This is a genomic window from Streptomyces sp. NPDC020958 (genome assembly GCF_055562175.1).
The window spans coordinates 100,582-126,761 of sequence record NZ_JBVHFU010000005.1; the positions used below are offsets into that span (position 1 = coordinate 100,582).

Consider the following 26,180-nt stretch of genomic DNA (forward strand, 5'->3'; position numbering starts at 1 on the left):
CCGCCGAACCACCCCGCCCCTGAAGCGGCGCTCCCGGCGCAGCACCAGGCGAACCGCCCTCACCCCGACCCGACGCCGACGGCACCACACCCGCCGAGCCGACCTGGCGCTGAACGGACACCGTCGACGCCCCACCCGCCGAACCACCCCGCCCCTGAAGCGGCGCTCCCGGCGCAGCACCAGGCGAACCGCCCTCACCCCGACCCGACGCCGACGGCACCACACCCGCCGTGCCGCCCTGGCGCTGGACGGATGCCGTTGACGGGCCGCCTGTCGAGCCGCCCCGTGCCCGAAGCGGGGCTCCCTGCGCGGCACCGGGCCGGTCGGAGGCGTCCTTGCGGGGCGTTGTCGTCGGAGGGGTGTCCGAGGTCGCGTTCTTCGGCTGCCGCTGAGCAACCGTCGGCAGCGACGGTGCCGACGGTGCACCGCTCGTTGAGGGCGTGACCGGCGACCGTCGTTGCACAACAGGTGTGTGGGCCGCCGGTGTCGTACGACCGGTGGGTGCCGGACCCTGAGCGGCAGCCGTGCGCTGTACCGGTGGGCGTGGCGCCGCATCCGGAGTGGCGGGACCTTCGGACCGGGCCGGCCGTTCTCCGCTCACCGGCGCCGGAGCCGCTCCCTCGGACGCCCGTCGCTGCACCATCGCGTCCCCGCCCGTTTCGCCCCCCGCTCGATCACCCTCGTCCGCCGCCACCGTCCGCGGCGCCGACGGCAACGTACGGCGCTGCGCGGCCGTGGCCGCCGTACTCGCCGGCGCCTGCGTCAGCGCGCTGCGCCGAGGCGTGACAGGGGGTGCCGGGCTGACCCGGGGGCCGGTGGCCGGAGCCGGGGCAGCCGGGGTCGCCTGCGGCGCCCATGCCACCGGCACCGCGCCGGGGGCCGTAGGGGCGGTCGCCGAAGCGGACCGCTGGACAGCCGGTGTCGCACCCTTGACCGGCGCGGTGGCAGGAGTCGGCGACGTCGCCGCACTCCCCCCGTTCCCAGCGCGCCCCACCAGCGGCACCCGCTGCACCGCAGCCGCCACGAGCCCTCGCGGCCCGCCCCCGCCCCCGCCTCCGGAACCCCTCGCACCCCGTGCACCGCTCGAACTACCCGTCTGCGCCGAACCGACCGAACCGACCGGACCGACCGGACCGGCCGAACCACCCCCGACCGCTCGCAACGGCACCACCGGAACCGCCGCCCCACGGCCGCCCGCCGGTCCTGTCGGCCCTGCCAACGGCAGTGCCTGCGCGGGGCGTTCGAGACCTCCCAGCGCTCCCGTTCCCGTCAGTCCCGTGGCGCCGCCGCCGCTCGCCAGGGTCGCGCTCGACTCGCCGTCCAGGACCGCGTGGGAGCGGGTGCCCATGAACGACGGGTTCTGCCATGTCGGCAGCCGCCCGCCGAACCCCGAGTCCGCGACCGGACCACCCGTGCCCAGCGCACGCTGAATGGGCGGCAGCCCCGACCAGGCCGCCGCCACCACGGGACGCGACACCACACCGCCGGCCTCGTCCCCGGCCGAGCCCGGAGCCGGACCTCCCACTGCCCCCGAAGCCCCGTCCCCGGCATCGCCCCCGGTGCCGCGGTCGCGTCCTCGTGCTCGGTCCCAGAAGCCCACCGTTCAGCCCTCCGTACCGGCGGCGGCAGCCGCCCTGGTCACCAGGGACGCGATCTCGGCCGTGTAGCGGCGGCGGTCGGCGTGCTCCAGGTCCAGGATGTCCTCGAGGTTCCAGTGGAAGTGGTAGGCGACGTACGCGATCTCCTCGTGCAGCCGGTCGGTCGCGTACGTCACGATTCCCCCAGGCGGCTCCCGCCGAGTTCCACCTCGAAGGGCTCCGAGCAGTGCGGGCAGTTGACCACGGCCCGGGTGTGGCCCTCCGCGTTGATCTGGCGGTAGAAGTCCTGGAGGAACGCCAGGTCGGAGGCGAACATGTTCTCCACGATGCCGTCGTGCATGAGCGGCAGCGTGCCGAGCCGGGTGATGACCCGGCCCAGCAGGACCACCGACAGGAACGCCGGGTTCTCCTGGACGCGGATGTCCCGGAGCGGGATCAGCTCGTCCCGTGCCGTCGACAGCCGCATCACGCCGTCGCGGTGGACGGTGCCCTGCTCGTCGACGTACCCGCGGGGCAGCTGGAACGGGAACTCCGTGCGCAGCACCTCGCGGGGCGCCTCGGGTTGCGGGGCGGCCGGGGGCGCCGTCACCTCCGGTGCGAGCGGCGCCCCCACGCTCCCGGCCCGGCCGGCCGAACGCCTCATTACTCGATGACCAGTTCTTCGAACGTGATGGTCACGGACTCGGTCAGCGCGGACGCCTCGCCCGCCTTGACCGTGCTGGTGTCGATCTTGCTGCACCAGGCGTTGCGCAGGTTGTAGCGCTTCACCGGGGTGTTCTGGAAGTCCATCATGATGATGGTGGCGTTCTTGCGGGCCGTGGCCATCTGGCCGTTGATCGACTCGTTGATCCACTGCGTGAACGACGACGACTGGGTCATACCGCGTACGACCGTGCAGGTGCCGTTCTTCTTCACTCCCGGCAGGTTACGGACGTGGTTCTTCCCGTCCGGCGTGTTCTGCTGGTAGGTGATGACGTCCTGCTCCATCGACAGACCGCTGACCTCGGCGAGGTACTCGACCATCACGCCGTCGATCTGCAGGCCGAAATTGTGTGATGTGAGGGCGTCACCCGGCTGGAGACTCATGTCCTACTGCCCGTTCTGCTCAAGTTGCCTGGGAAATCGGTGGGTCGGGGAAAAGCCGTGCCGCTACTCCTGCAGCTCGCCGCTGCCGCTGGAGAACTGGGCCAGCCGGAAGATCACGAACTCGGCCGGCTTGACCGGCGCGATGCCGATCTCGCAGATCACGCGGCCGACGTCGACCGACTCCGGCGGGTTGGTCTCCTCGTCGCACTTGACGTAGTACGCCTCCTCGGGCCGCTGCCCGAACAGGGCGCCGCTGCGCCACTCGTTGACGAGGAACGCGGAGATGTTGCGCCGGATGCGGGCCCAGAGGTTGTGGTCGTTGGGCTCGAAGACCACCCACTGGGTGCCGATCAGGATCGACTCCTCCAGGTAGTTGAAGTACCGGCGGATGTTCAGGTAGCGCCAGGCCGGGTCCGAGGAGAGCGTGCGGGCGCCCCAGATACGGATGCCGCGGCCGGGGAAGGCGCGGATGCAGTTCACGCCGATCGGGTTGAGCAGGTCCTGCTCACCGCGGGTGATCTGGAGCTCCAGGTCCACCGCGCCGCGGATGACCTCGTTGGCGGGGGCCTTGTGGACACCGCGCTCGGCGTCGTTGCGGGCCCAGACGCCGGCCACGTGACCGGACGGCGGGATCAGCCGGGACTGGCCGGACGACGGGTCGAAGGTCTTGATCCAGGGGTAGTACAGGGCCGCGTACTTGGAGTCGTAGCCGGCCGTCTCCTGGCGCCAGACGCGGATCTGGCGGGCGTTCAGGCCCGGCGGCGGGTCGATGACCGCGACCCGGTCGCCCATCAGCTCGCAGTGCGCGATCAGGCCGAGCTGGACGGCCTTGACGGCCTCCAGGTCGATCGCGCCGCGCTGGTAGGCGGCCATCAGGTCGGGCACCGCCACCATGGACACCTCGTCGACGGCCTCCAGGCCGCCGAAGCCGGTGCGGTCGGCGGAGTCGCCGAGGTAGGTGGCGGGGCCGGGGTGGGAACCGGCGTCCACGACGGGGGGCGCGGACGCCGGTGTCTGGGTCGGCGCCACGAGGGCCACCGTCTGGTTGTCCGGACGGGCCAGCTGCGCGGCGGGCGCGGCCTCGGTCACGGTGATGAGCTTGGAACGCTCCTTGACCTGCGTGACGACGTAGTTGCGGCCGCCCTTCTTCGCGGTCACGTCGAAGGTCTCGACGGGCTTGCCGCCGTCCTTCACGATCAGCTTGAAGCGCTCGGCGGGGCCCTCGCCCTCCGGGTCGGCTACCTCGACGCTCAGGTCACCGGAGGCCACCGCGCTCACCGTGAAGGTGCCGAGTTGCTTGGCCTCACCGGCCGGCAGCGCGGCGGGCGCCGCGGAACCGTTGACGGCGGCGGGGGACTTGGCGCCCTCGGCGGACCCGTCGGCCCCTTCGGAGGTGCCGCCGACACGGACGACGTACGCGGCCGTGCCACCGTTGTTGAAGAAGCCGTAGACGGAGTGCGCGAGGTAGTACCCGTCGGTGAACTCACCGAAGGCCGCCACGTACTGCGTCCAGTTGGTCACCAGGGTCGGCTCGTTCAGCGGACCGGTCGGGGCCAGGCCCACGAAGGCCGCCACCGACGTGCCCACCCCCTCGATGGGGCGCGAGCCACTGGCCACCTCCTCGACGTAGACGCCGGGCGACAGGTAGGACGGCATGCTCTGCTCTCCTCGGGGTACGAGACAGGAACGTCTCCACCCTCACGCGCGAGGCCCGTCCGCCGAAACGGCCCGAGGTGCCTGCCCGGGGGCAGTCCGCGTGCCCCGAAGGGCAGGACACGCGGACCGGTCGGCCGTACCGGCGCCGGATGCTCGGCGCAGCGTGATGGTCAGCATCGCGCCGACGAGGTTGGTGTTGTCGGGATCGGCCCAGCACTCGTGCCAGGTGCGCCCGGCCTCCGTGCCGTACATGCGGAAATACCAGAGCGGGTCGCCGCTGTCGAGGGCGGAGCGGCTGCCAGACTGCTCGCGGGCGTAGTTCTCCATGGTGACGTAGTCGTCGCCGCCAGCCGGGCCGCCGTGGTCGGCCGGGGCGCGGACGGGCGGGCGCGCGGCCCGCGTCGCGGTCCGGTGCGGAACCCGTGCTTGAGCGTGCGTATGCCTGCATGTACCGTCCTCTCGCCTCTCGTCGTTCCACCCGGATCGGCGGCGGGGCTGAAGAGCCGCAGGGGGGACTCCTGGCACCCTGCCTTCCGCCCGGACGGCCAACCGGACGGCTCGTTCGGGCACTTGAAGCTGCCCTCGTTCCTGCGACACCGTCGCGGGGCGCCCGTAGCGTGTCGACGTGAGCCTGTGGACTTCCCTGGAACCCGCCTCCGCGACCGTCGACCCGGGCGGCAGCACACGCGTACGCCTGCGGCTGCGCAACACCGGAGACGTCGTCGACGAGTACCGCTTCGAACCGGTCGGCCCCATCGCCCCCTGGACGACCGTCGAACCCCAGACACTGCGCCTCTACCCCGGAACCACCGGCACCGTCGAGCTCACCTTCGCACCACCCCGCACCTCCGACGCCACCGCCGGACCCAACCCCTACGCCATCCGCATCACCCCCACCGAACACCCCGAGGCCGTCACCGTCCCCGAGGGCAACCTCACCATCACCCCCTTCACCGAACTCCGGGCCGAACTCGTCCCCCCCACGGTCAAGGGCCGCTTCCGAGGACGCCCCAAACTCGCCATCGACAACCTCGGCAACACCAAACTCACCGCCTCCGTCAGCGGAAACGACAACGGCGACCAGCTCACCTACGACCTCCACCCCAGCAACGTCCAGATCGAACCCGGCCGCGCCGCCTTCATCGACGCCACCCTCAAACCCCGCAAAATCATCTGGTTCGGGCCCAAGGAGCAGCGGCCCTACCGGCTGACGGTCCAACGCTCCGGGGTCCAACCGGAACAGGTCGACGGAACCTACGTCCAACGCGGCTTCCTGCCCCGCTGGCTGGCCACCCTCTTCGGCACCCTCCTCGCCCTCGCCATCACCTTCGCCCTCATCTGGTTCAACTACAAACCCCAGGTCAAAAGCCTCGCCCAGGAACAGGTCCAGGAAGCAGGCGTCAGCACCCTCGCCCCCAGCCCCTCGGCCACCCCGACCCCGCCGCCGGCGCCCAGCGTGACGCCCTCGACGGCGCCCGCCGCGGCCCCCGGGGCCGGTGCCGCCGGCGGCGGCGGGGGCGGAGGGGGCGGGGGCGCGACGGCGACCGTCACCGCCAAGCCCAAGCAGGACACCGCGGCGACCGCCGTGAACCGGCTCGCCGCCGACGACCCGGCCGGGCGGCACATCTGCTACCGCTCCTACGTCCAGGGCAGCGGCTGGCAGAAGCCCGTCTGCGACGGCACCATGTCCGGCACCGTCGGCAAGAACCTGCCGATCAAGGCCATCAACCTCGCGGTGTACGGCGTGCAGGGCTCCGCCGCCAACTGGTTCCACTACGACCCGAACTCCACCAACGGCCAGGGCGCGTGGTACCCGAACTGGACGGCGATCATCGCCGACGGCAAGGACAACTACATCGGCAGCACCAAGGCGTCCGACCCCTACATCGAGGGCTTCGCCTTCAACGTCGGCAACGGCAAGGGCTGCAACTACGCGAAGGTCCGCGACCACGACTGGGGCGACCAGTGGTGCCAGGGCCCCCGCAGCGACAACAACGCGCTCACGTTCGTCGGCACCCTCGACAACACGCTCTGGCTCGAAGCCTTCAAGCTGACGGTGACCCCGTGACCCTGTGGACTTCCCTGGAACCCGCCTCCGCGACCGTCGACCCGGGCGGCAGCACGCGCGTACGCCTGCGGCTGCGCAACACCGGAGACGTCGTCGACGAGTACCGCTTCGAACCGGTCGGCCCCATCGCCCCCTGGACGACCGTCGAACCCCAGACACTGCGCCTCTACCCCGGAACCACCGGCACCGTCGAGCTCACCTTCGCACCACCCCGCACCTCCGACGCCACCGCCGGACCCAACCCCTACGCCATCCGCATCACCCCCACCGAACACCCCGAGGCCGTCACCGTCCCCGAGGGCAACCTCACCATCACCCCCTTCACCGAACTCCGGGCCGAACTCGTCCCCCCCACGGTCAAGGGCCGCTTCCGAGGACGCCCCAAACTCGCCATCGACAACCTCGGCAACACCAAACTCACCGCCTCCGTCAGCGGAAACGACAACGGCGACCAGCTCACCTACGACCTCCACCCCAGCAACGTCCAGATCGAACCCGGCCGCGCCGCCTTCATCGACGCCACCCTCAAACCCCGCAAAATCATCTGGTTCGGGCCCAAGGAGCAGCGGCCCTACCGGCTGACGGTCCAACGCTCCGGGGTCCAACCGGAACAGGTCGACGGAACCTACGTCCAACGCGGCTTCCTGCCCCGCTGGCTGGCCACCCTCTTCGGCACCCTCCTCGCCCTCGCCATCACCTTCGCCCTCATCTGGTTCAACTACAAACCCCAGGTCAAAAGCCTCGCCCAGGAACAGGTCCAGGAAGCAGGCGTCAGCACCCTCGCCCCCAGCCCCTCGGCCAGTGCCCCGCTGGTGGCCGCGCCCACGCCCTCCGCGGTCGCGCAGCAACCGGCGAACGACGCCCCCGCCTCGACGGACACGCAGTCGGGCGGCGGAGGCGGCCAGGACCAGGCGGCGCCCAAGCCGAAGAAGAAGACCCCGAAACCGGTCGTACCGGCCACGAACATCCTGCTGTTCAACACGACGACGAAGAAGTGCGCGGACGTCCCCGGCTACGGCGACGGCACCAGCGACGGCCCGGTGCAGGAGTTCACCTGCGACGAGACCACCGCCGACAACCAGCTGTGGGACCTGGAGGTGCGCTACCCGAAGGACGGGCCCGGGTCGGCCGCGCTCTTCCAGATCCGCAACGCCAAGGACCAGCTGTGCATGGACCTGCCCGGCTACGGGTCCGCCAGGCTGTCCGCGCCGATCACCGAGTACAAGTGCGACGGCACGAAGGCCGACAACCAGCTCTGGTGGGTCGAGAAGCAGCCCAGCGGCGCCTACTGGATCCGCAACTTCGCCAGCGACAACCTCTGCCTGGACGTGGCCGGTTTCAGCGTCGGCGGCAACGGCACCAACCTGACCCTGTACTACTGCTCGAACACGGACGACCAGGAATGGAAGATCGTCCGGCCGTCCGGCGACTAGGGGCTGTCCGGCGGATCATGCCGCAGACGCGGGGTCCGGCACGCCCTCCCCCACTGCCCGAAAGGCGTGGGGGACCCCCAGCGGCGGTGTCGTCGGTCGCCGACGTCCCCCAGCCTCCGGCCGGGAGGTGACCCCACCGCGTCGCCCGCCGCGGCAGCGGCTGATCGGCCACGGCTCCCCCGCCGTGCAGCCGGACACCCAGACCCCGCTCACCTCGGCCGACGAGCCACCCTTGCTTCCCTGCGACCTGATCCGCCGGACAACCCCTCGGGCCCTTCTGGGTTCACCAGCTCCCGGGCACCAGGCGGCCCGCCTTGCGGTACTCGCGGCGGGCGCCTTCCAGCAGGTCGGCCGCCAAGACCCGCTCCGCACGGCCGGCGGCCAGATAGGCGGCGGTCACCACCGCGCTCCGGATCGAACCGCCCGCCAGCTCGAAGTCCCGGGCCAGCGGGCGCAGGTCCATGTCCTCCTCGCTCGGGACGTGCGCCAGCCCGTGGTGCCACAGGGCCAGCCGCTGCTCCTCGTCGGGGAACGGGAAGTCGATCACCAGGTCGAGGCGGCGGGTGAAGGCCTCGTCGATGTTGGCACGCAGGTTGGTGGTCAGCAGCGCGATGCCGTTGAAGGCCTCCAGGCGCTGCAACAGGTACGCCGACTCCAGGTTGGCGTAGCGGTCGTGGGCGTCCTTGACCTCGGAACGCTTGCCGAAGACGGCGTCGGCCTCGTCGAAGAGCAGCACGGCGTCCGTGCGGTCCGCCTCGGTGAAGATCCGCTCCAGGTTCTTCTCGGTCTCGCCGACGTACTTGTCGACGACGGAGGAGAGCTGCACGACGTAGAGGTCCAGGCCGAGTTCGGCCGCCACCACCTCCGCGGACAGCGTCTTGCCCGTCCCGGACTCCCCGGCGAACAGCCCCAGCACCCCGCGGCCCCGGCCTCCCCCGGCGCTCAGCCGCCAGTCACCGAGCACCCGGTCGCGGTGCCGGGCCCGCAGCGCGAGTTCCCGCAGTTCGGTGAGCGGGCGTTCGGGGAGCACCAGGTCCCGCCAGTCGACGGCGGGCCGGATCCGGCGGGCGTGCTGTTCGAGCCCGGACGCCGACTGCTGGCGGGCGGCCAGCCGCAGGTGCCCGGGGGCCAGCGGGGTTCCGTCGAAGGCGGCGAGGTCCTGCGCGGCGCGGGCCGCGCGGGCCAGCCGGTCGCCGCCCAGGTGGTACGGGGCGACGGTGGTCGCGAGGTCGAAGCCGGGGTCGGCGGGCAGGGCGGCCGCCCAGGCGTCCAGGGCGGAGGCCTGCCGGGAGGGGACCTCCAGGACGAGGGGGTCGCGGCGGTCGCACCACTGGGGGTCGTAGGGGTGGGCGGCGGTCAGCAGGACGGTGACGTCCCCGGCGGCGGTGCCCAGCGCCCGCACCAGCGGGCCGGGGTCGGCGCCGGCCTCGACGAGCAGCGCCCGCCCGCTCAGCCGCGCCTCCAGCAGCAGCCCGGGGACCTGTTCCTCGGTCGCCGCGGTACAGCGCCAGGCCGCCGTCCCCGCGTGCCGCAGCGCCGCCACGGCACACCCGAGTCCCTCCCCCTCCCGCCGCTCCCGCAGGTAGACGAATCCGGCCCCGCCCCCGGCCCACCCGGCCAGCCGCCGCACGAACTCCGCGCCGCTGTCGTCACGATCGGAAGCGAACTCGTCGTACGACGGCTCCCGCAGCAGTCCGGACAGTTCCGGGGCCGGGGTGTCGTCGCCCAGGAGGTGGGCCAGTACCCGGTCGGGGACGCGCAACGAGCGGCTCAGGAAGGGGCGTTCGGGTTCCTCGACGGTGAGCAGGCCGAGCGCGGTCAGCGGGGCGGTCGGATGGAACCGGGCGCGGGCCGCGGCGAGGTGGGCGGGGACGCCGTACAGGTCGAGGGCGAGACCGGTGGTGGCGCGGCGGCGGCCGACGTCGTCGTTGAGGTAGCCGTACAGCGGCTCGAAGGTGCGGTCCAGGTCGGGCGCGAGGGCGATGAGGAGGATCGCGGCGTCGAGGTGGGTGAGCCGCAGGCGGGTGGCGAGTTCGGCGAGCCGGTCCGGGAAGTCGTCCCCCAGGGAGGGAAGTTCGGCCGGTTCCGGCGCCGGGCTCAGGAGGTGCCGTACCGCCTCCTCGGAGAGGTAGAGGCCGCGCAGCGGGTCGGTGGCCGTGGGGTCGCCTGCCGAGCGGTGCTCTACGAGGGCGGCGGTCCGCTCGCGCAGGCCGGCCAGCCTGGCCAGCAGCGGGGCGACCGGCTCCAGGGAGACGTCCAGGGTCACGCGCGCCCCTTACGGGCGGCGCGGGCCTCGGCGACCTGGCCGGGCCGGTGCGCGCGTTCCTCCAGCACGGGGGCGGATTCGTCCAGTCCGTCCCGTACCCGGACGGCGGCGCCCTCGGTGACGGGCGGCCCCGCGTCGTACTCCGGGTAGGCCGGGAAGGGTGCCGTGATCACGACGTCCAGGGACGGCTTCAGCTCACCGCCGAGCGCCGACCAGATCTCGGCGAGAGAGCGCGCCTCGGACTGGATGCCGGCGCAGGACAACGGGATCGTCAGCCCCAGCGCGCCGAGCGACCCCGGCAGTTCGGAGGGATGGATCAGCTCCCTCGGGATCAGGGTCGCCAGCACCGCGCTGATCAGCCGGTGCTCGTCCTCCGGTCGCTTGGTCCACGCCGTCACCAGGTACGACAGCCGGAACCAGCGGGGCGGCTGGCGGCGCTTGACGACGACGTCCCGCTCGTCGCGGATGTCGATGTGCCCGCGCTGCCGCCGGTTCACGTCCTCCCGGATGTCGTACAGATAGGTGTTGATCACGGGGCCGTTGCGGCGCGCCGACCAGTCACGGGTCGGCGCGTCGAAGGAGACGTCGATGCCGGAGCCCTCCAGCGCGCCCCCGGTCAGCAGGTTCCGCAGTACCTGGTCCACCTCGTGGATCACGCCGAACTCACCGCTCCTTGACTCACCTTCGCCCAGCTTCCATCCTGCCGCCCGCCGGGCGCACCCCGCAGGCACCACCGGGCAGACCGCGCTGCCCCGGAGCCGGTGCCCGCTGCCCGTTCGGTCAGATGTAGCCTTCCCGGAGGGCATGGGCCACGGCGTGGGCCCGATTGCGTAGATGCAGTCGGGTCGTCAGCCCGTGCATGACGTTCTTGACGGTGCGCTCGGAGTAGGACAGCTTGCTGGCGATCTCACCGGTGTCGAGCCCCTCGGCGACCAGCCGCAGTACGTCCACCTCCCGGGCGGACAGTCCGGACGCCGGGGCGCCCGGACGCCCGGCGGCGTTACGGTGCAACGTGCCGACCTGGTTGATGAGCCTGCCGAGCAGATCGGCGGGCAGGTCGCCGTCGCCCCGCGCCGCCGCCAGCACCGCCTGGGCGACCCGGAGTTCGGTGGCCTCGTGGCGCCAGACGATGGCACCCACCCCGCACTCGATGACATCGAGCAACTCCGTCTCGCGCAGTGCCCCGACGACGAGCACCGCCCGGGCGCCCTCGCTGCGCACCACCCGGCGCAGCCTGGTCAGCACCGGTTCGTCGAGGCCGTCGCTGATGAGCAGCGCGACCGTGCCGGGGCCGCCCTCGGACTCCTCGCGGACCTCGATCTCCGGATGCCGGCGCAGCTGGCTGAGCGCGCCCTCACGGGAGATGGGGTCCGGTGCGTACACGGTGACGGGCGTGCGCCCGACCGGCGCAGATGAGCTGTGGCTGGCCAACCGCTTCCCCTATGGACACGTGCCCGTCACCCCTGAGGGAACGGTGACAGGCGGGATTACTCCAGCCTGCTGTGACCAAAGGGGCAGCGACAATCGTGGACCACCACGACAGGGACCACGAGATGTGGGGCGGGAAGGGGTGAGGGCCGGGGGGTCGCGTGTCGGCTGCGGGTGCGTGGGGGCTGATCGCGCAGTTCCCCGCGCCCCTGAAAAGCAGATGGGTGCACTGGTCCCCCCTGTCTGGGGGCACGGGGAACTGCGCGAACGGCCCCCACCGGCCCGCAGCCGACACACGACCCCCGGACCCCACATCCACAACCCCGTATCGATTGTGCCGTCCACGCAACAAACCCCGCCCCACCCGCGCCCCTCCACAACCTGTCCCACCCCCACCGCCTCTAACCCTCAGAACACCAGCGCACCGCGAGGAGCCAGGAATGACCCATCCGTCCCCTGAACTCGCCGCCGCCACAGCCCTGTTGGCCGAGGAGGCCGAGCGCACGCGGACCGGCAGCGGCCGGCTCGTGCTGCTCCGGGGCGCCACCGGAACCGGCCGCACCACCGTCCTGGAAGCCGCCGCCGCCCAGGCGACCACCCTCGGCCTGCGCACGCTCCGCGCCCGCTGCTCCCCGGCCGACACCCCCATCTCCTTCGCCACCGTCCTCCAACTCCTCGGCCCGGTTCCGGAGTTCGCGGACCTCGCGGTCGACGGCGACGAGCGGTCCACCGCCGCCGGACTGTGGCGGCTGCTGCGCGCCTACGCCGACGCCTCCCCCCTCCTCGTCTCCGTGGACGACGTGCACCTCGCCGACGCCCCCTCGCACCGCTGGCTGGTGGAGGCCGCCCGGCACATAGACCGCTTACCGATCCTGCTCGTGGTCAGTGAGCGCAGCCAGTACGACCTCGACCCGCCCACCCCGGGCTTCGCCCACACCCTCCCCCCTGCGCTGGTCCGCACCCACACCCTCGCTCCCCTCACCCCCGCGGCCGCCGCGGCGCGAGTGCGCGACCGGTTCCCCGACGCGCCCCGCTCCTGGGTCGACGACTGCGTGCACGCGGCGGCCGGCAGTCCCCTGCTGCTGCGCGCCCTCCTGGACGACCTCGACACCGCCCGGCACCGGGAGGTTCCCGAGACGACCGCCGCCCTCTACCCCGGCGCCTACCCGGCGGCCGTCCACTGGTGGCTGGACAGCGCGGGCCAGGCCACCACCGAGGTCGCCCGTGCCCTCGCCGTCCTGGAGGAGAACCCCGGCACCGGCCTCCCCGACAACGAAGTCACCCCGCTCCTCGCCGAGCTGGCCGACGCCGACCCCACCCGGGTGGCCGGCTGGCTCACCGCCATGACCAACCTCGGCCTGCTCACGCTCGGTCCCGACGGCCGCCCGCACTACCCGCACCCGCTGCTGCGGGACGCGGTCCTCGCCGGCGTCCCCGCGACCCGCCGCCGCACCGCGCACCGGGCCGTCGCCGAGGCGATGCTGCGCCAGGACGCGCCCGCCGAGGCCGTCGCCCGGCGGCTGCTGTCGACCGGGCCGGTGGGCGCCCCCTGGGTACCGCCGCTGCTCCAGGACGCGGCGGCCGTCGCCCTGTACGAGGACCGCGCCGAGGACGCCGTCGGCTATCTGCGCCGTGCCCTGGAGGAGCCCCTCGCCGACCACCACCGGCAGCGGCTGCTGACCGAACTGGGCTCACTGGAGTACGCGGCGCCCCGCTCCTCCGCCGCGATACCCCGGCTCGCCGAGGCGGTCCGGCTGCCCGCCACCCCGCAGAACCGGGTGCGTGCGGCCGTCGCCCTCGGTACCGCGCTGACCGGCCGGGGCCGCACCCGCAAGGCGGTCGAGCTGCTGCGGTCCGTGGACGGCGAGCTGACCGGCCGCCCCGACCTGACCCGGACCCTGCACACCGCCTCCGTGCTCCTGTCCGACCAGGACCAGGAGGTACGGCAGGAGCTCTACCGGCGGCTGTCCGAGACCGCCGACCGCTCCCCGGAACTGGTCGGCACGGCGGGCCGGGCCCTGCTCGTACGGCACTCGGCGTCCGCCGGGCTCACCTCGGCCCGGGAGGCGATGCGGGAGCTGCGCACCCTGCTCGCCGCGCCCGCCGACCCGCTCACCGAGCCGTTCCTGGTCGGTACGGCGGCCACGGTCGCCCAGTGGGCCGACGAACTCGACGAGGCCGAGCGGCTGGTGGACCGCGGCCTGGCCGGGCAGCGCCCCGACCTGCTGCACCCCATGCACCAGGCCCTGGTCAACTGCCGTACGGACATCGCGGCGGCCCGCGCCGACTTCACCCGCCCGGCCGTAGTCCCGGAGTCGCTCGCGCCGACCAACGCGCACGCGCACCTGCTCGTCGCCCTCGTGGAGACGGGCCGTACCGCGCGGGCGGAGGAGCTGGTCGCCGGGCTCGACCTGCGGGACGCGGCGGACTCCTGGGAGCTGAACCGGTTCCTCTACGCGCGGGGAGTGGTGCGGGCCGCCGCCGGCGACCCGGCCGCCGCGCTGCTCGACTTCCTGGAGTGCGGGCGCCGCCAGGCGGCCCGAGAGGTGGTCAGTCCCGTGGTCACCCCCTGGCGGACGGCCGCCGCCGAGTGCCGGCTGGCCCTCGGCCGCCCCCTGGAGGCCATCGCCCTCGCCGAGGAGGAGCTGCGGCTGGCCCGCGTCTGGGACACCCCGCGCACGGTGGGCCGGGCGCTGCGCGTCCTCGGTACGGCCACCGGTGGCCGGCGCGGCCTGGAACTCACCGAGGAGGCCGTGCGACTGCTGCGGGACGCCGGTCCGGCCGGTACCGAACCGGGGCTGGCCCTGCTGGCGCTCGGCCGCCAGCTGGCCGCCGCCGGCGAGGCGGCCCGCGCCCGCGACTGCCTGCGGGAGGCCGCCGGGCTCGCCGAACGGCTGGGCGCCGTACGGCTGGTGGAGCTCGCCGAGGGGAGCCTGCGGGAGGGCGGCGCCCGGTCGGCCCGGCGCCGCACCGGCGCCGCCTCCCTCACCGGCAGCGAACGCCGGATCGCGGAACTCGCCGCCGAGGGACGCACCAACGGGGAGATCGCGGCGCTGCTCCATCTGGCCCGTCGCACCGTGGAGACCCATCTCACGCACACCTACCGCAAGTTGGGCATCCGCCGGCGCACGGACCTGCGCCCGGCCCTGGACCAGGGGCCCCGGTGAAGCAGGGGGGTCAGGGAGCCAGCCAGTGGGCCGCCGCCGCGAGCAGCGCCCGTACGCCCGTCTCGATCGTCGGGTCCGGGACGGGGGCGAAGTGCGGGGAGTGGTTGGAGGGGATCTGCGGCGGGATGCCGTCGCGGACCAGGGCCTCCAGGTCGACGTCCGCGTAGAGCGCCAGGTCGGTGCCGCCGACGAACCAGAACACGGAGGGCGCGCCGAGGGCGGTACCGAAGGCGCCGAAGTCCTCGCTGTTGGGCACCGGTGACGTCAACTCGAAGGTGTGACCCGGGAATTCGGCGGCCAACGCGGACTGGACGGCCTCGGTCGCCGCCGGGTCGTTGTGGGTGACCGGGAAGGATTCGACGGGGACGATCTCCGGCTCCCGCGGCGCGGCGGAGGCGGCGGCCTCGGCCCGGACGATCCGCTCGACGGCCGCCAGCACCCGTTCCCGTACGGCCGCCGTGGTGGACCGTATGTTGATCTTGAGTTCGACGCTGTCCGGGATGATGTTGTCCTTGGTCCCGCCGTGGATCGAGCCGACCGTGACGACGGCCTGCTGGCCCGCGGCCACCTCCCGGGAGACGACCGTCTGCAGCCGCAGCACCACGGCGGCGGCCAGCACCACCGGGTCGACGGTCGCCTCCGGCGTGGACCCGTGGCCGCCCCGCCCGAACAGCGTGACCCGCAGGCTGTCCGCGCCCGCCATCAACGCCCCGGCCCGGGTCCCGACCAGACCGGCCGGTGCCCCCGCCACGTGCTGGGCCAGGCACACGTCCGGCCGCGGGAACCGGTCGGCGAACCCGTCCGCGAGCATCTTCGGCGCCCCGCCCACCTCCTCGGCCGGCTGGAACACCGCCACCACCGTCCCGCGCCACCCGTCCCGCACGGCGGCCAGCTGCCCGGTCGCCCCCAGCAGCCACGCCACATGCATGTCGTGCCCGCACGCGTGCATCACCCCGTCGTTCGTCGACGCGTACGGCAGCCCGGTCCGCTCGGTGACCGGCAGCGCGTCCATGTCGGCCCGCAGCAGGACGACCGGACCGTCCCCGTTGGCCAGCACGCCCACCACCCCGGTGCCGCCGACCCCTTCGGTGACCTGCCAGCCCTGCGCCCGCAGCCGCTCGGCGACCAGGGCCGCGGTCCGCACCTCCTGGAAGGACAGCTCCGGGTGCGCGTGCACGTCCTCGTAGAGCGCGCGCAGCTCGGGCAGCCGCTCGGGCAGACCGGTCAGCAGGGGACTGGTGCTCATGGCGTGTCTCCAGGGGTGAGGGGGCCGCTCGACCGTCGGTTCCCGGATCGGCATCTGCCTCGTGACGGTACTTCACGTGCTCGCGCGCTCCCCGCACGCCCTCGGCGGTCCTCGACAGCGGCCTGGAGATGCCTGACCGGCCGGGCCGTCAGTCCTCGTCCACGGTGGGCCGGGTGCGTCCCACCTCCGGCAGTTCGCCCAGCTGGAGCCGGGCGTGCAGCACGTCGCCGATGAACAGGTCGTAGACGAGCACACCGATCACGCCACCGATCAGCGGACCGACGATCGGGATCCACCAGTAGCCGCTGAACCAGCCGCCGTCCCCCGGGAACGCGTAGCTCTTCCACCCCGCGAACCAGGTGAGCAGCCGTGGCCCGAAGTCGCGGGCGGGGTTGATGGCGTAGCCGGCGTTCGCGCCGTAGGACATGCCGATGGCGGCGACGACGAGGCCGATGATGAACGGCCCGAGGTTGGCCCCCACGGCCGTGTTGCGCAGGTCGATGACCGCGACGATCAGCATCACCAGGAAGGCGGTGCCGACGATCTGGTCGATCAGCGGCCCCCACGTGCCACCGTGGAAGTACGGCGCCGGGAAGGTCGCGAAGATCGAGAAGGTGGCCTCGGTGTGCCCGCCGACCTTGGGCGGTGGGGACGCGGCGTCGAAGGCGCTGATCGCGTCGTGGTAGACGAGGTAGACCAGCGCGGCACCGGTGAGGGCGCCGAGCACCTGCGACACCCAGAAGGGCACCACTTTCGCCCAGGGGAACCTGCGGCGCACGGCGAACGCGAGGGTCACCGCCGGGTTCAGGTGGGCGCCGCTGACGCCGCCGGCCACGTAGACGCCGAAGGTGACGGCGAAGGCCCAGCCCCAGGTGATCAGGAGCCAGTCGCCGGCCGCGAGGAAGATGGTCGTGGGCGTCGCCGCGCGCCCGGACCCGGGCAGCGCCGCGACGGCCGTGGCCACGACACCGCACCCGAACGAGATCAGGACGAAGGTCCCGAGGAACTCCGCCAGGCACTCACCGAACAGGCCTCCACGGCTTCTCAGCCGGGAGGGCTTGAGGAGCGGAGGAATTTCCACAGCCATCGCTGGCCCCCTTTAGCCATCGCCGGCTCCCGGTGGGGAGCAATCAGGCCGAACACCATTTTGGCTTACAAGTGATGTTTGCGCAGATTTGCCCGAATGGCTCGGTGATGAGCCGACGGGGGCAGCGGCGCGGCTACGGGGGCGAGGGGACGACCGTGGAGTCAGCTCTCCAGGTCGTCGGCGTAGTGCCGGAACCCGTGCCGGTCGCGGTGCATCCCCCAGAGCGTCTCGGCGAGGACGGCCGGGTCCTTCCGCGGGTGTCCGGGGACGATCGCCCCGGGAATGACCAGCTGCCCCACGTGGACGCCCTCCCCGGCGAGCCGGTCGTGCAGGAGGTGCCCGTACGCGCTCTCGGCGGCGAAGGCGACGGAGGTCCCGGCCCGGTCCGGGTGCGGGACGACGGCGGTGCCCCCGTTGACGAACAGGATGGTTCCGCGCCCCAGCTCCCGCATCCCCGGCAGCACCTGCTGCACCGCGGCGACGGGCCCGTACACCGAGAACTCGACCGGCCCGCGCAGGTCGGTGTGGGTGGTCTCCAGCACGGGCCGCATGAAGTCCGCCTGCGGCACGGGGCTGTACTGCAGCACCTCGACGGTCCCCAGCTCCTCCGCCGCCCGCGCGAGCGCCGCGGCGAGGGCGTCCGGATCCCGCACGTCGGCGGAGTACCCCCGGGCTTCGACGCCGAGCCCGGACAGCTCCCGGACGAGCGCGTCGAGCCGCCTGCCGTCCCGGGCGACCAGCGCCACCTTGAACCCCTCCCGCCCGAACCGCCGGGCGACCGCGGCCCCCAGCCCCGGCCCGGCCCCCACGATGGCGACACTGCTCACGACACGACTCCTGACGATCCTGACGACCGAACCGGCAACCGACCCCTACCTCCGTACCGCACGCCACCCCCCTTCACACCCCCGCGGCGTCGGTGCGCAGGCGCTGGGTGAGGAAGAGGGCGGCTCGGTCCAGGGCCTCGTCGGCTTCCTCCAGGACGCCCGCGAAGGCCTGGAAGACATGGGGCACGTCGGCGGTGACGTCCAGGACGACGTCCACCCCGGCCTCCCTCGCGCGCTCCGCCATGCGCGTGGAGTCGTCCAGGAGCACCTCGTTGGTGCCCGCCTGCAGCAGCATCGGGGGGAAGCCGGTCAGGTCGGCGAGGACGGCGGGGCTGAGCAGCGGCTGGCGCGGATCCTGCCCCGCGAGGTACATGTCCCCGGTGTGCGCCAGCTCCGCACGGGTGAAGTACGGGTCGGCCCCCGCCTTGGCGTCCATGCTCCGGCCCGTCCGGGTCATGTCGAGCCCGGCGGAGAACCCCACGATCGCGGCCGGCACCGGCAGGCCCGCGTCGCGTGCGGCGAGGCAGGTGGTGACGGCGAGTCCGCCCCCGGCGGAGTCCCCGGCGAGCGCGATCGCCGAGGGGTCCTCGCCGCCGTCGAGAAGAGCGCGGTAGGCGCTCAGCCCGTCCTCGACCGCGGCCGGGAACGGGTGCTCGGGGGCCAGCCGGTAGTCCAGCGAGTACGCCCGGAACCCCGTCCTGTCCACCAGGTTGCCCGTCAGGGACATCGCCGTGCGCGGTGAACCGAACACGTAGGCGCCGCCGTGGAAGTAGAGGATCGTCCCGGCCCGCGCGGCGCCGACCGGTTCGACGAGCTCCGCGGGCCGCCCGCCGAGCGTCACGGGCCGGGTGCGGATCCCGGCCGGGACGATCATCTCGGCCATCAACTCCCGGAACCCCGCACGGAGCTCCGCCACCGACCGGGGGCCCTCGGGCCGGGGCCGCCGGACCATCGCGTCGATCTCCGCGCGCTGTCGCCTGCTCATCGTCGCCTCCAGGGACGCTGCATGCCAAGGAACTATATGCCGAAGAACTATATGTTTAGGAATCTAGGCTAAGATACATGCCATGGCATCCAAGTCAAGCGGTGGCCGGGTCGACCTCCCGGGCTTCTTCTCCGATCTCGTCCGCTGCGAGACGCGCCTGTACAACGCGCTGAACGACCGGCTGCGCGAGCGGCACGGGATCGTCACCTCGCAGTTCGAGTTCCTGCGCTTCCTGCGCGACCACCCGGGGTCCCGGGTGGCGGACCTCGCCGTCGAGTTCGCCATCGGGATCGGTGCCACCAGCAAGGGCACCGACCGCCTGGAGAAGCAGGCCTGGGTGGTCCGGCGCACCAACCCCGCGGACCGCCGCTCGTCGCTGCTGGAGTTGACCGACGACGGCCTGCGGCTCGTCGAGGCGGCGGAGGAGACCTTCACCCGGACGCTGGCGGAGCTGACCGCGGACCTTCTCGGCGGCCCCCCGGGAGCGGCCGCGGCACAGGTCCTCGCGGAGCTCCGCTCGGCGCTCGAACGCGACCGCGTCGGCCTCCCCACGGGCTGACCGGCGCCCGCCCGCGGGTCAGTGCGGCTGGTCCGGGGCGGCGTCGAGCTGGTGGTCGGCCCAGACGTAGGTCTCCGGCAGCAGGTCGGCGACGGCGACGGCCCGGACGCGGTCGCCGGAGCCGACGATGACCTTGAGGTCCGGGAAGTAGTCGAGGAGAACCTGCCGGCACCTGCCGCACGGCGGTACGACGCCCCGGTCACGGTCGCCCACGGCGACGACGGTGTCCAGGTCGTAGGCGCCCTGGGCGGCCGCCGCGCCGATGAGCACCAGCTCCGCGCACGGTCCCCCCGTGAAGTGGTGGGCGTTCACCGCCGTGACGATCCGGCCGTCCCGGGCGCGCGCCGCGGCCGCCATGGTGTGGTTGCCGCCCCGGCAGCGCGTGCGGGCCACCCGCGCCGCGGCCTGGACGAGTTCGTGATCGACGGGATGGGTCGGCGTGGTCATCGGCTCCGCCTTCGTGGGATCTCGGACGGCGGGCCGTGCTGCCCGCCCGCCCGCGATCCTGTCGCACGACGATCACCGGCGCACGGGTCAGTCCTCCGGAGGCCGAGCCTCCATCAGGCGTTCCGCGATGTCGTCCGCCCAGCCCTGGGCCCAGAGCCGGAGCGCGGTGACGGCCCCGGCGTCCAGGCCGAGGACCGTGAACTCCCGGTCGTCCATCCATTCCGTGCCCGTCAGCCGGGCCTGGAGGTCGGCGAGGTCGAAGGTGTCCCGGGCGTGCCGGCGGCCGAGGTCCTCCAGGTCGGGCAGGGACCAGCGGTCCGCCGCGGCGTGCACGATCAGCAGGTCACGGGGCAGACCGCGGTCGGTCAGGGCCCAGACCCTCATGCCGACCACGTCCTCCAGGGACAGGGTCAGACCCAGTTCCGTGCGGACCGGGGGGTGCCAGAGCGCCTCCTTGAGGATGTCGACCTCGCCCTCGTCCCCCGAGACCACGTCGGTGACCACGAGTTGGGCGGAGAGCGGGTCCGCCTCGCGGGTGACGACGCCCCAGCCGTGGTCGCGCAGCGCCGCCGCCACCGTGCCGGCGATCATCCGCATGGGCGCCGCGTGCTGCGTCGCGACGTCGAGGGTCCGGCCGGGACGGTCGAACAGGCCGTGCGCCTGGGCCGCGTAGTCGCCGGTCAGCGCCAGGGGACAGGCGGCACCGGCCGACAGGACGTCGGGCAGCAGGCGGCGGTGCAGCTCGGTGAGCTTCACCTGGCGGCGGCCGGTGTCCCGTGGGGGCGTCCGGCGGGCGGGTGCGGTCGGGCCATGCCCCGATTATCGGGGGTCGCGACGCCCTGTGCCTAACGGGTGACGGGGCCGATGTACGTCCCGGGGTGCGTCGCGCCGTCCTGCAGCACCAGCGCGCCACCGTGCCAGGGCAGGTCGTACGACGTGCGCTGGTTCGGCGCGGTGATGACCACGGTGGTGGGGGTGAACGCGGTGGCGTCGCCCTGCTCCGCGACGAGGTAGGTCAGGGTGAAGTGGGCGGCCGCGCCGCTCGCCAGCGTGACCCGCTGCGGGGTGGCGTCGGTCCGCCGGAGCGACCACTGCCGACCGCTGTTCACCAGGTCGACGCCCGGGAAGCCGTACATCGTGCAGGTGTGGCCGCTCTTGTTGGTGAGCGCGACCACGGCCTGCTGCTGGCCGCTTCCGCTGCCGGTCTCGGCCCAGGAGTAGCCGAGCTGGGAGGCCTGGCAGGCGGCCACCGAGCCGGTGGCGGAACCTCCGGCGGAGGAGCCCCCGGAGGCGGCCGAACCCGACGTACCGCTGCCGCTGCCCGACCCGGACCCGCCCGCGGAACCGGACCCGCCGGTCGAGCCCGACCCGCCCGTCGACCCGGACCCGGCGTTCGCACCGGACCCGGCGTTCGCACCGGACCCCGTCGCGTCACCGGCCGCCGGTGCGGCCGTGCCGCCGTCGGAGTGCACCGACCCCGACGCGGTGCCGTTGCACGCGGTGAGCAGAGCCATCAGCGCGGCGGCACCGGTCACGGCGGCGGCGGTCTTGCGAAGGTGGGTACGGCGGTGCGACATGGGATCCCCCAGCGGTGCGTTCTTCCCGGCTCTCTGCCGGACACCTCTTTCGATGCCGCCCCGTCGGGGGAAGTTCGGAGATCACCGTCACGAGCCCGTCGTGGTCACGTCACACCGGCCGTTACAGAACGGCGCCGCTCACGCCATCCAGAAGAACACCGCCGTCATCCGCTTCTCCTCCAGGGTCTTCCCGGTGTACCGCGTCGCGCTGTGCACGAGGTTGGCGTTGTAGAGGAGCAGCCGGTTGTACCTGTGCGGGACGCGGACGTCCTCCTCGAAGTGGTCGCCGGGCACGAACCGCGTACCGAGGGCCTCGACCAGGTTGTTGTGGGGGGCCTGCACGACGTTGCCGCCGAGCCGGCCGCCGGGCAGCGACTGGCGGTAGAACGCGGTGCCGCAGTCCTTGGCCACCCCGGGGTTCAGGTACAGCACCGCCGCGTACCGGCACAGCGCCCGTGAGTCCGTGTGCGGGCGCGGCTCGCTCTCGCCCTCGCCGACCACCTGCACGCAGTTGTGGTTCAGGGTGCCGCCGCCGGGCGCCTGCTGCACCCACAGCTTCCCGGCGCCGGTGGCCTGCCGCACCAGCGCCTCCACGACGTCGAGTTCGGCGGGTTCCAGGCCGGGCATGGTGCGCAGACCGGGCCAGGTCTCCGAGGTGTACGGGTACCCCTGGACCCAGTCGTCCTTGGCCAGGCAGCGCTCCCGCACGGCGTCCACGTCGGGCAGGACGTCGTCGAAGACCCAGTAGTCGCGGCCCTTCGTGGGCTTGCGGTAGGGCAGCACGGGAAGCACGGAGTGTGGGGGCATGCGGCGAAGCCTGCCCCCAGCTTTGTCATGACCACATGGACCAGGGGAAATCAACACCGTCCCCTGAGGAAGACATGGGAAGCCGACGGGACCCGCCGGGCAACGCCTCACAAGTTCTTTACCAAATGAAAAGGTTTCGCGCGCTTCCCTGTCCGTACTTCTCTGCGTCCGACCCGCCGTGCGCGGGGCCTCGACCGGGCCGGAGGTACCGATGCCCTTTTCGCGTAACGCGACAGGCACTCTCGTCGTGGGAGGAGCCCTGAGCCTGACGCTCGCCGCTCTCGCCTATCCGAGCATGCTGGGTGTGAACACCACGTCCAGCGCCGCCACCAGAGTCATCGCCAACACCCAGTGGGGGCCCCTGACCGAGGGCGACCGGGACTTCGTGGTGAAGGTGCGCGCGGCCGGACTCTGGGAGTACCCGGTGGGCCAGCTCGGCCTGAAGAAGGGCACGACCCCGGCGGTCATCACCGCGAGCAAGCACCTGATCGACGGCCACGCGGCGCTGGACATCAGCTGCCGCAAGATCAGCCAGATGCTCAACATCACCATCCCCAACGTGGCCTCGCCGCAGCAGCAGGGGTTCGTCAGCACCCTGACCGCGGACAGCGGCAAGAAGTTCGACACCGACTTCGCCAACATCCTGCGCGTGACGCACGGTTCGATCTTCAACACCATCGCGAAGGTCCGTTCCACCACCACGAACACCCTGGTGCGCACCCTCGCCGACCAGGCCAACGCCACCGTGCTCGACCACATCACGGTGATGGAGCAGACCGGCCTGGTCGACTTCCCCTCGGTCCTCTTCCAGGAGACGACCCCGCCGAAGCTGCCCGCCGTCGACCTGACCCCGCCGCCGCCGGACCCGGGCCAGCCGCAGGTCGTGCTCACCCCGCCGGTCAACAGCACGACCAAGCCGCCGGCCCTGCCCGGCGAGCCCGGCTTCACGGGCAGCGGCGCCGGCGTCGGCAACGGCGGGACCCCCGCTCCCACCACCGGCTGATCAGGCGCCCAGCCACACCGTGGTGTCCGACGGCAGCGTGCCGTCAAGCGGCAACGGCACGCTGGCGAGCAGCACTTCGCCCGGCGGCAGTGGCACCGGCGCGTGCGACACGTTCGTGACGCACCGCCAGCCGTCCGACCGGGCGAAGTGCAGCACACCCTCGGGGGCCGCGGCCCAGGTCAGCGTCTCGCCGTCGAGCAGCTTGCGGCGCAGCCGCAGCGCGGTGCGGTAGAGCTCCAGGGTGGAGCCCTCGGTACCGGCCTGCGCCTCGACGGCGTACGACGCGAACCACGAGGGCTGCGGCAGCCAGGCGCCGCCCGCCCCGAAACCGTACGACGGTCCGTCCGTCGTCCACGGCAACGGCACCCGGCAGCCGTCGCGGCCCTTGCGGACATGGCCCGTCTGCTCCCAGATCGGGTCCTGGAGGACGGTCGTGGGCAGGTCGGCGACCTCGGGCAGGCCGAGCTCCTCACCCTGGTAGACGTACGACGAGCCGGGCAGCGCCAGCATGAGGAGGGTGGCGGCGCGCGCCCGCCGCAGGCCCTGTTCGGCGTCGACCGCGGGGGTCCGGCCGCCGGACAGCAGCCAGGCGTTCTCGTCGGTGCCGGCCGCCAGCGACAGCCGGGAGGCGTGCCGTACGACGTCGTGGTTGGACAGCACCCAGGTGGCGGAGGCGCCGGCCGCGCGAGCGGTGGCCAGCGAGTCGGCGATCACCTGACGCAGCGCGTCCGCGTCCCAGGGGGCTTGCAGGTACTCGAAGTTGAAGGCCTGCCCCAGTTCGTCGGGGCGGGCGTACAGGGCGCGGCGGGCGCCGGGCACCCAGGCCTCCGCGACGGCCGTGCGGGGCGGGCCGTAGGCGTCGAAGATCTTGCGCCAGTCGCGGTAGATCTCGTGCACCTCGTCACGGTCCCAGTAGGGGTGGGTGCCGGGCGGCACCCGCTCCAGCGCCTCCTCACCGGTCGCCCCGAACTCCGCCACGTCCCGCAGCGGTTCGGCGAGGTCCTTCACCAGGGCGTGGGCCACGTCGATCCGGAAGCCGTCGACGCCCCGGTCCGACCAGAAGCGCAGGGTGGTGCGGAAGTCGGCGCGGACCTCCTCGTGCTCCCAGTTCAGGTCGGGCTGTTCGGGCGCGAAGAGGTGCAGGTACCACTCACCGTCCGGGACCCGCCGCCAGGCGCTGCCTCCGAACACCGACTGCCAGTCGGAGGGCGGGAGTTCACCGTGCGCGCCGCGGCCGGGCCGGAAGACGTAGCGGTCCCGGGCCGGGGAGCCGGGACCGGCCCGCAGGGCCTGCTGGAACCAGGGATGCTGGTGCGAGGTGTGGTTGGGGACGATGTCGACGATCACCTTCAGGCCCAGCCGGTGCGCCTCGGCGGCCATCGCATCGAAGTCGTCGAGGGTGCCGAGACGCGGGTCCACGTTCCGGTGGTCGGCGACGTCGTAGCCGCCGTCGGCCAGCTCGGACGGGTAGAACGGGCTGAGCCACAGGGCGTCCACGCCGAGCGCGGCCAGGTGGGACAGCCGCTCGGTGATGCCCTTGAGGTCACCGAGTCCGTCGCCGTCCGCGTCGGCGAAGCTGCGCGGATACACCTGGTAGATCACGGCCTGGCGCCACCAGTCGGGGTTCCTGGAGGAGAGGTCGACCACGCGTGTTCCTTTCGGACGAAGCGACTCGGACGGAGCGACACCGACATGAAGTCTGTCCATATTGCCGCGAAAGCGAACCTTCACCCCGGCCGGAACCGTTCGTTCCCTGTGTGAGGGAGTTGTGATGATCTCCGAACGAACCCTGTTTGTAGGCAGGTTGACAGGGTTCCGCGAGGCCAACCACCATGGTCCGCACACTGTGGCGCATGTGACCGACGAGCCCGGTGTTTCTTCGCTGTGCCTTCGCTTCCGCTGCCTTCCGCGGCTTCTCCGCACGATGGGATATCCATGTCCATAGCCAGCCATGTCACCGCGCGCCGCCTGCTGGGGACGGGCGTCGCGTCGTTCGCCCTGTGTGCCGCCGCCGTCGCGGGTGCCACCGGTGCCTGGGCCCACGGCGGTGCCCCCGGCGGTGACGGCTGGAACTCCGGCGGCCACTACAGCCCCGGCACCGGGGCCGGCACGGAGACCGGCACGGACAAGTGCCAGTTCTCGATCGACGGCTCGAACTTCTTCGACTCGGTGAAGGTCGACGACCAGAACCTGAAGGTCACCGAGGACGGCAAGGTGCACCTGAAGGTCCGTGCCGCCGGTGGCGCCGCCGGCTGCACCGCCTCGCTCGCCTCCTACATCGCGCACGGCCCGACCTTCGCCACCTCCGGCGAGCAGATCTTCGTCGACTTCGACTCGGTGACGGTCAAGCAGGGCCAGACCGACTCCCTCGACATCGCGGTCCCCGACGCCGGCTGCTTCGCGCAGATCGACCTCTACCGGGGCGCCGTCAAGTTCGACGGCAGGAAGGACGCCAACGACGGCTTCGTCCACGGTGACCTGCCGGCCGGCCCGGACCACGCGGTCATCAAGGACAAGCTGATCGCCTCCTGGAACGGCGGCACGAAGGACTGCTCGACCAGCGAGTCCTCGTCGCCCTCCCCGTCCCCGTCCGCCCCGGCGCCCTCGGAGTCGGAGTCCACCCCGGCCCAGCCGTCCACCCCGGCCGAGGAGACCACCACCCCGGCGCCCTCGCAGAGCGCGTCGACCGGTACGGCCACCCCGTCGCCCTCCGCGTCCGAGTCCAGCACCACTCCGGCCTCGGCCCCGAGCACCGACTCCGGCAGCGGTGGCGGCGGCCTCGCCCACACCGGCGCCAGCTCCAGCACCGGCTACCTGGCGGGCGGCGCGGCCGTGCTGCTGGCCGGCGGCGGCGCGATCGTCGTCGCGACGCGGCGCCGTAAGGCGAGCCGCGCCTGACGGGCCGACACCCCGCACCGACGTGTGCCCGGCCGTCACGGA

Annotated in this window: 23 protein-coding genes; 6 read left to right on the forward strand and 17 right to left on the reverse strand. The window is 72.8% G+C overall.

Annotation, left to right across the window (positions count from 1 at the left end; translation table 11 throughout):
- Positions 1 to 1,603: 1,603 nt before the first annotated feature.
- The 5 genes from ACZ3KP_RS17450 to ACZ3KP_RS17470 form a co-directional block, all read right to left on the reverse strand.
- Positions 1,604 to 1,774 carry a DUF6760 family protein gene (locus ACZ3KP_RS17450; RefSeq protein ID WP_165939330.1) on the reverse strand — a complete coding sequence of 57 codons (171 nt, stop codon included), beginning with the start codon at positions 1,772 to 1,774 and terminating at the stop codon, positions 1,604 to 1,606.
- The gene (locus ACZ3KP_RS17455) at positions 1,771 to 2,241 is read right to left on the reverse strand and encodes a hypothetical protein (RefSeq protein WP_467500446.1); all 471 of its coding nucleotides are present in this window, start codon (positions 2,239 to 2,241) and stop codon (positions 1,771 to 1,773) included. The genes ACZ3KP_RS17450 and ACZ3KP_RS17455 overlap by 4 nt, the downstream gene beginning before the upstream one ends.
- Complete coding sequence (locus ACZ3KP_RS17460; protein WP_046726369.1) at positions 2,241 to 2,684, reverse strand: phage tail protein; 444 nt, start codon at positions 2,682 to 2,684, stop codon at positions 2,241 to 2,243. Before ACZ3KP_RS17460 ends, ACZ3KP_RS17455 begins: the two co-directional genes overlap by 1 nt.
- Before the next feature lie 63 nt (positions 2,685 to 2,747).
- Complete coding sequence (locus ACZ3KP_RS17465; RefSeq protein ID WP_467500448.1) at positions 2,748 to 4,340, reverse strand: phage tail sheath subtilisin-like domain-containing protein; 1,593 nt, start codon at positions 4,338 to 4,340, stop codon at positions 2,748 to 2,750.
- 42 nt (positions 4,341 to 4,382) lie between these two features.
- Positions 4,383 to 4,667, reverse strand: a complete 285-nt coding sequence (locus tag ACZ3KP_RS17470; RefSeq protein ID WP_467500450.1) for a hypothetical protein — start codon at positions 4,665 to 4,667, stop codon at positions 4,383 to 4,385.
- A 298-nt stretch (positions 4,668 to 4,965) separates the two neighbouring features.
- Here ACZ3KP_RS17470 and ACZ3KP_RS17475 point away from each other — a divergent pair, with 298 nt between their 5' ends.
- On the forward strand, positions 4,966 to 6,408 hold the full coding sequence (locus ACZ3KP_RS17475) for a hydrolase (RefSeq protein WP_467500452.1): 1,443 nt from the start codon (positions 4,966 to 4,968) through the stop codon (positions 6,406 to 6,408).
- Positions 6,405 to 7,841 carry an RICIN domain-containing protein gene (locus ACZ3KP_RS17480; RefSeq protein WP_467500454.1) on the forward strand — a complete coding sequence of 479 codons (1,437 nt, stop codon included), beginning with the start codon at positions 6,405 to 6,407 and terminating at the stop codon, positions 7,839 to 7,841. Before ACZ3KP_RS17475 ends, ACZ3KP_RS17480 begins: the two co-directional genes overlap by 4 nt.
- A 283-nt stretch (positions 7,842 to 8,124) precedes the next feature.
- Here ACZ3KP_RS17480 and ACZ3KP_RS17485 read toward each other — a convergent pair whose 3' ends face one another.
- The 3 genes from ACZ3KP_RS17485 to ACZ3KP_RS17495 form a co-directional block, all read right to left on the reverse strand.
- Positions 8,125 to 10,107, reverse strand: a complete 1,983-nt coding sequence (locus ACZ3KP_RS17485) for an ATP-binding protein (RefSeq protein ID WP_467500456.1) — start codon at positions 10,105 to 10,107, stop codon at positions 8,125 to 8,127.
- Entirely contained in the window at positions 10,104 to 10,763 is a 660-nt protein-coding gene (locus tag ACZ3KP_RS17490) for a Pvc16 family protein (protein ID WP_467500458.1), read from the reverse strand. Before ACZ3KP_RS17490 ends, ACZ3KP_RS17485 begins: the two co-directional genes overlap by 4 nt.
- A 124-nt stretch (positions 10,764 to 10,887) precedes the next feature.
- Complete coding sequence (locus ACZ3KP_RS17495) at positions 10,888 to 11,538, reverse strand: helix-turn-helix transcriptional regulator (RefSeq protein WP_358971992.1); 651 nt, start codon at positions 11,536 to 11,538, stop codon at positions 10,888 to 10,890.
- Between the two features lie 437 nt (positions 11,539 to 11,975).
- Here ACZ3KP_RS17495 and ACZ3KP_RS17500 point away from each other — a divergent pair, with 437 nt between their 5' ends.
- A complete protein-coding gene (locus tag ACZ3KP_RS17500; RefSeq protein ID WP_467500461.1) occupies positions 11,976 to 14,702 on the forward strand; it encodes a LuxR C-terminal-related transcriptional regulator in 2,727 nt (908 codons plus the stop codon).
- 10 nt (positions 14,703 to 14,712) lie between these two features.
- Here the strand turns inward: ACZ3KP_RS17500 and ACZ3KP_RS17505 are convergent, their stop codons facing one another.
- The 4 genes from ACZ3KP_RS17505 to ACZ3KP_RS17520 form a co-directional block, all read right to left on the reverse strand.
- Positions 14,713 to 15,948 (reverse strand): amidohydrolase, encoded by a 1,236-nt coding sequence (locus ACZ3KP_RS17505; RefSeq protein ID WP_467500463.1) that lies wholly within the window; start codon positions 15,946 to 15,948, stop codon positions 14,713 to 14,715.
- Positions 15,949 to 16,096: 148 nt separating this feature from the next.
- Complete coding sequence (locus ACZ3KP_RS17510) at positions 16,097 to 17,035, reverse strand: MIP/aquaporin family protein (RefSeq protein ID WP_467500465.1); 939 nt, start codon at positions 17,033 to 17,035, stop codon at positions 16,097 to 16,099.
- 161 nt (positions 17,036 to 17,196) lie between these two features.
- Positions 17,197 to 17,862: an SDR family NAD(P)-dependent oxidoreductase gene (locus ACZ3KP_RS17515; protein ID WP_467500467.1), complete on the reverse strand. Its 666-nt coding sequence runs from the start codon at positions 17,860 to 17,862 to the stop codon at positions 17,197 to 17,199.
- Between the two features lie 73 nt (positions 17,863 to 17,935).
- Positions 17,936 to 18,847 carry an alpha/beta hydrolase gene (locus ACZ3KP_RS17520; protein ID WP_467500469.1) on the reverse strand — a complete coding sequence of 304 codons (912 nt, stop codon included), beginning with the start codon at positions 18,845 to 18,847 and terminating at the stop codon, positions 17,936 to 17,938.
- A gap of 82 nt (positions 18,848 to 18,929) precedes the next feature.
- Here ACZ3KP_RS17520 and ACZ3KP_RS17525 point away from each other — a divergent pair, with 82 nt between their 5' ends.
- On the forward strand, positions 18,930 to 19,406 hold the full coding sequence (locus ACZ3KP_RS17525; RefSeq protein WP_360561261.1) for a MarR family winged helix-turn-helix transcriptional regulator: 477 nt from the start codon (positions 18,930 to 18,932) through the stop codon (positions 19,404 to 19,406).
- An 18-nt stretch (positions 19,407 to 19,424) separates the two neighbouring features.
- On the opposite strand, the gene ACZ3KP_RS17530 is transcribed toward ACZ3KP_RS17525, so the two are convergent.
- The 4 genes from ACZ3KP_RS17530 to ACZ3KP_RS17545 form a co-directional block, all read right to left on the reverse strand.
- A complete protein-coding gene (locus tag ACZ3KP_RS17530) occupies positions 19,425 to 19,853 on the reverse strand; it encodes a cytidine/deoxycytidylate deaminase family protein (RefSeq protein ID WP_467500472.1) in 429 nt (142 codons plus the stop codon).
- A gap of 87 nt (positions 19,854 to 19,940) precedes the next feature.
- The gene (locus ACZ3KP_RS17535; RefSeq protein ID WP_467500474.1) at positions 19,941 to 20,609 is read right to left on the reverse strand and encodes a hypothetical protein; all 669 of its coding nucleotides are present in this window, start codon (positions 20,607 to 20,609) and stop codon (positions 19,941 to 19,943) included.
- A gap of 89 nt (positions 20,610 to 20,698) precedes the next feature.
- Complete coding sequence (locus tag ACZ3KP_RS17540) at positions 20,699 to 21,430, reverse strand: DUF4232 domain-containing protein (RefSeq protein ID WP_467500476.1); 732 nt, start codon at positions 21,428 to 21,430, stop codon at positions 20,699 to 20,701.
- 138 nt (positions 21,431 to 21,568) lie between these two features.
- Entirely contained in the window at positions 21,569 to 22,237 is a 669-nt protein-coding gene (locus ACZ3KP_RS17545) for a DUF6445 family protein (protein ID WP_358971966.1), read from the reverse strand.
- Between the two features lie 211 nt (positions 22,238 to 22,448).
- On the opposite strand from ACZ3KP_RS17545, the gene ACZ3KP_RS17550 reads away from it, so the two are divergent.
- Positions 22,449 to 23,240 carry a DUF4142 domain-containing protein gene (locus tag ACZ3KP_RS17550; RefSeq protein ID WP_467500478.1) on the forward strand — a complete coding sequence of 264 codons (792 nt, stop codon included), beginning with the start codon at positions 22,449 to 22,451 and terminating at the stop codon, positions 23,238 to 23,240.
- On the opposite strand, the gene ACZ3KP_RS17555 is transcribed toward ACZ3KP_RS17550, so the two are convergent.
- The gene (locus ACZ3KP_RS17555; protein ID WP_467500480.1) at positions 23,241 to 24,947 is read right to left on the reverse strand and encodes a glycoside hydrolase family 13 protein; all 1,707 of its coding nucleotides are present in this window, start codon (positions 24,945 to 24,947) and stop codon (positions 23,241 to 23,243) included.
- Between the two features lie 228 nt (positions 24,948 to 25,175).
- On the opposite strand from ACZ3KP_RS17555, the gene ACZ3KP_RS17560 reads away from it, so the two are divergent.
- Positions 25,176 to 26,138, forward strand: coding sequence for an LAETG motif-containing sortase-dependent surface protein (locus ACZ3KP_RS17560; RefSeq protein ID WP_467500482.1), 963 nt, complete (start codon positions 25,176 to 25,178; stop codon positions 26,136 to 26,138).
- Positions 26,139 to 26,180 lie beyond the last annotated feature (42 nt).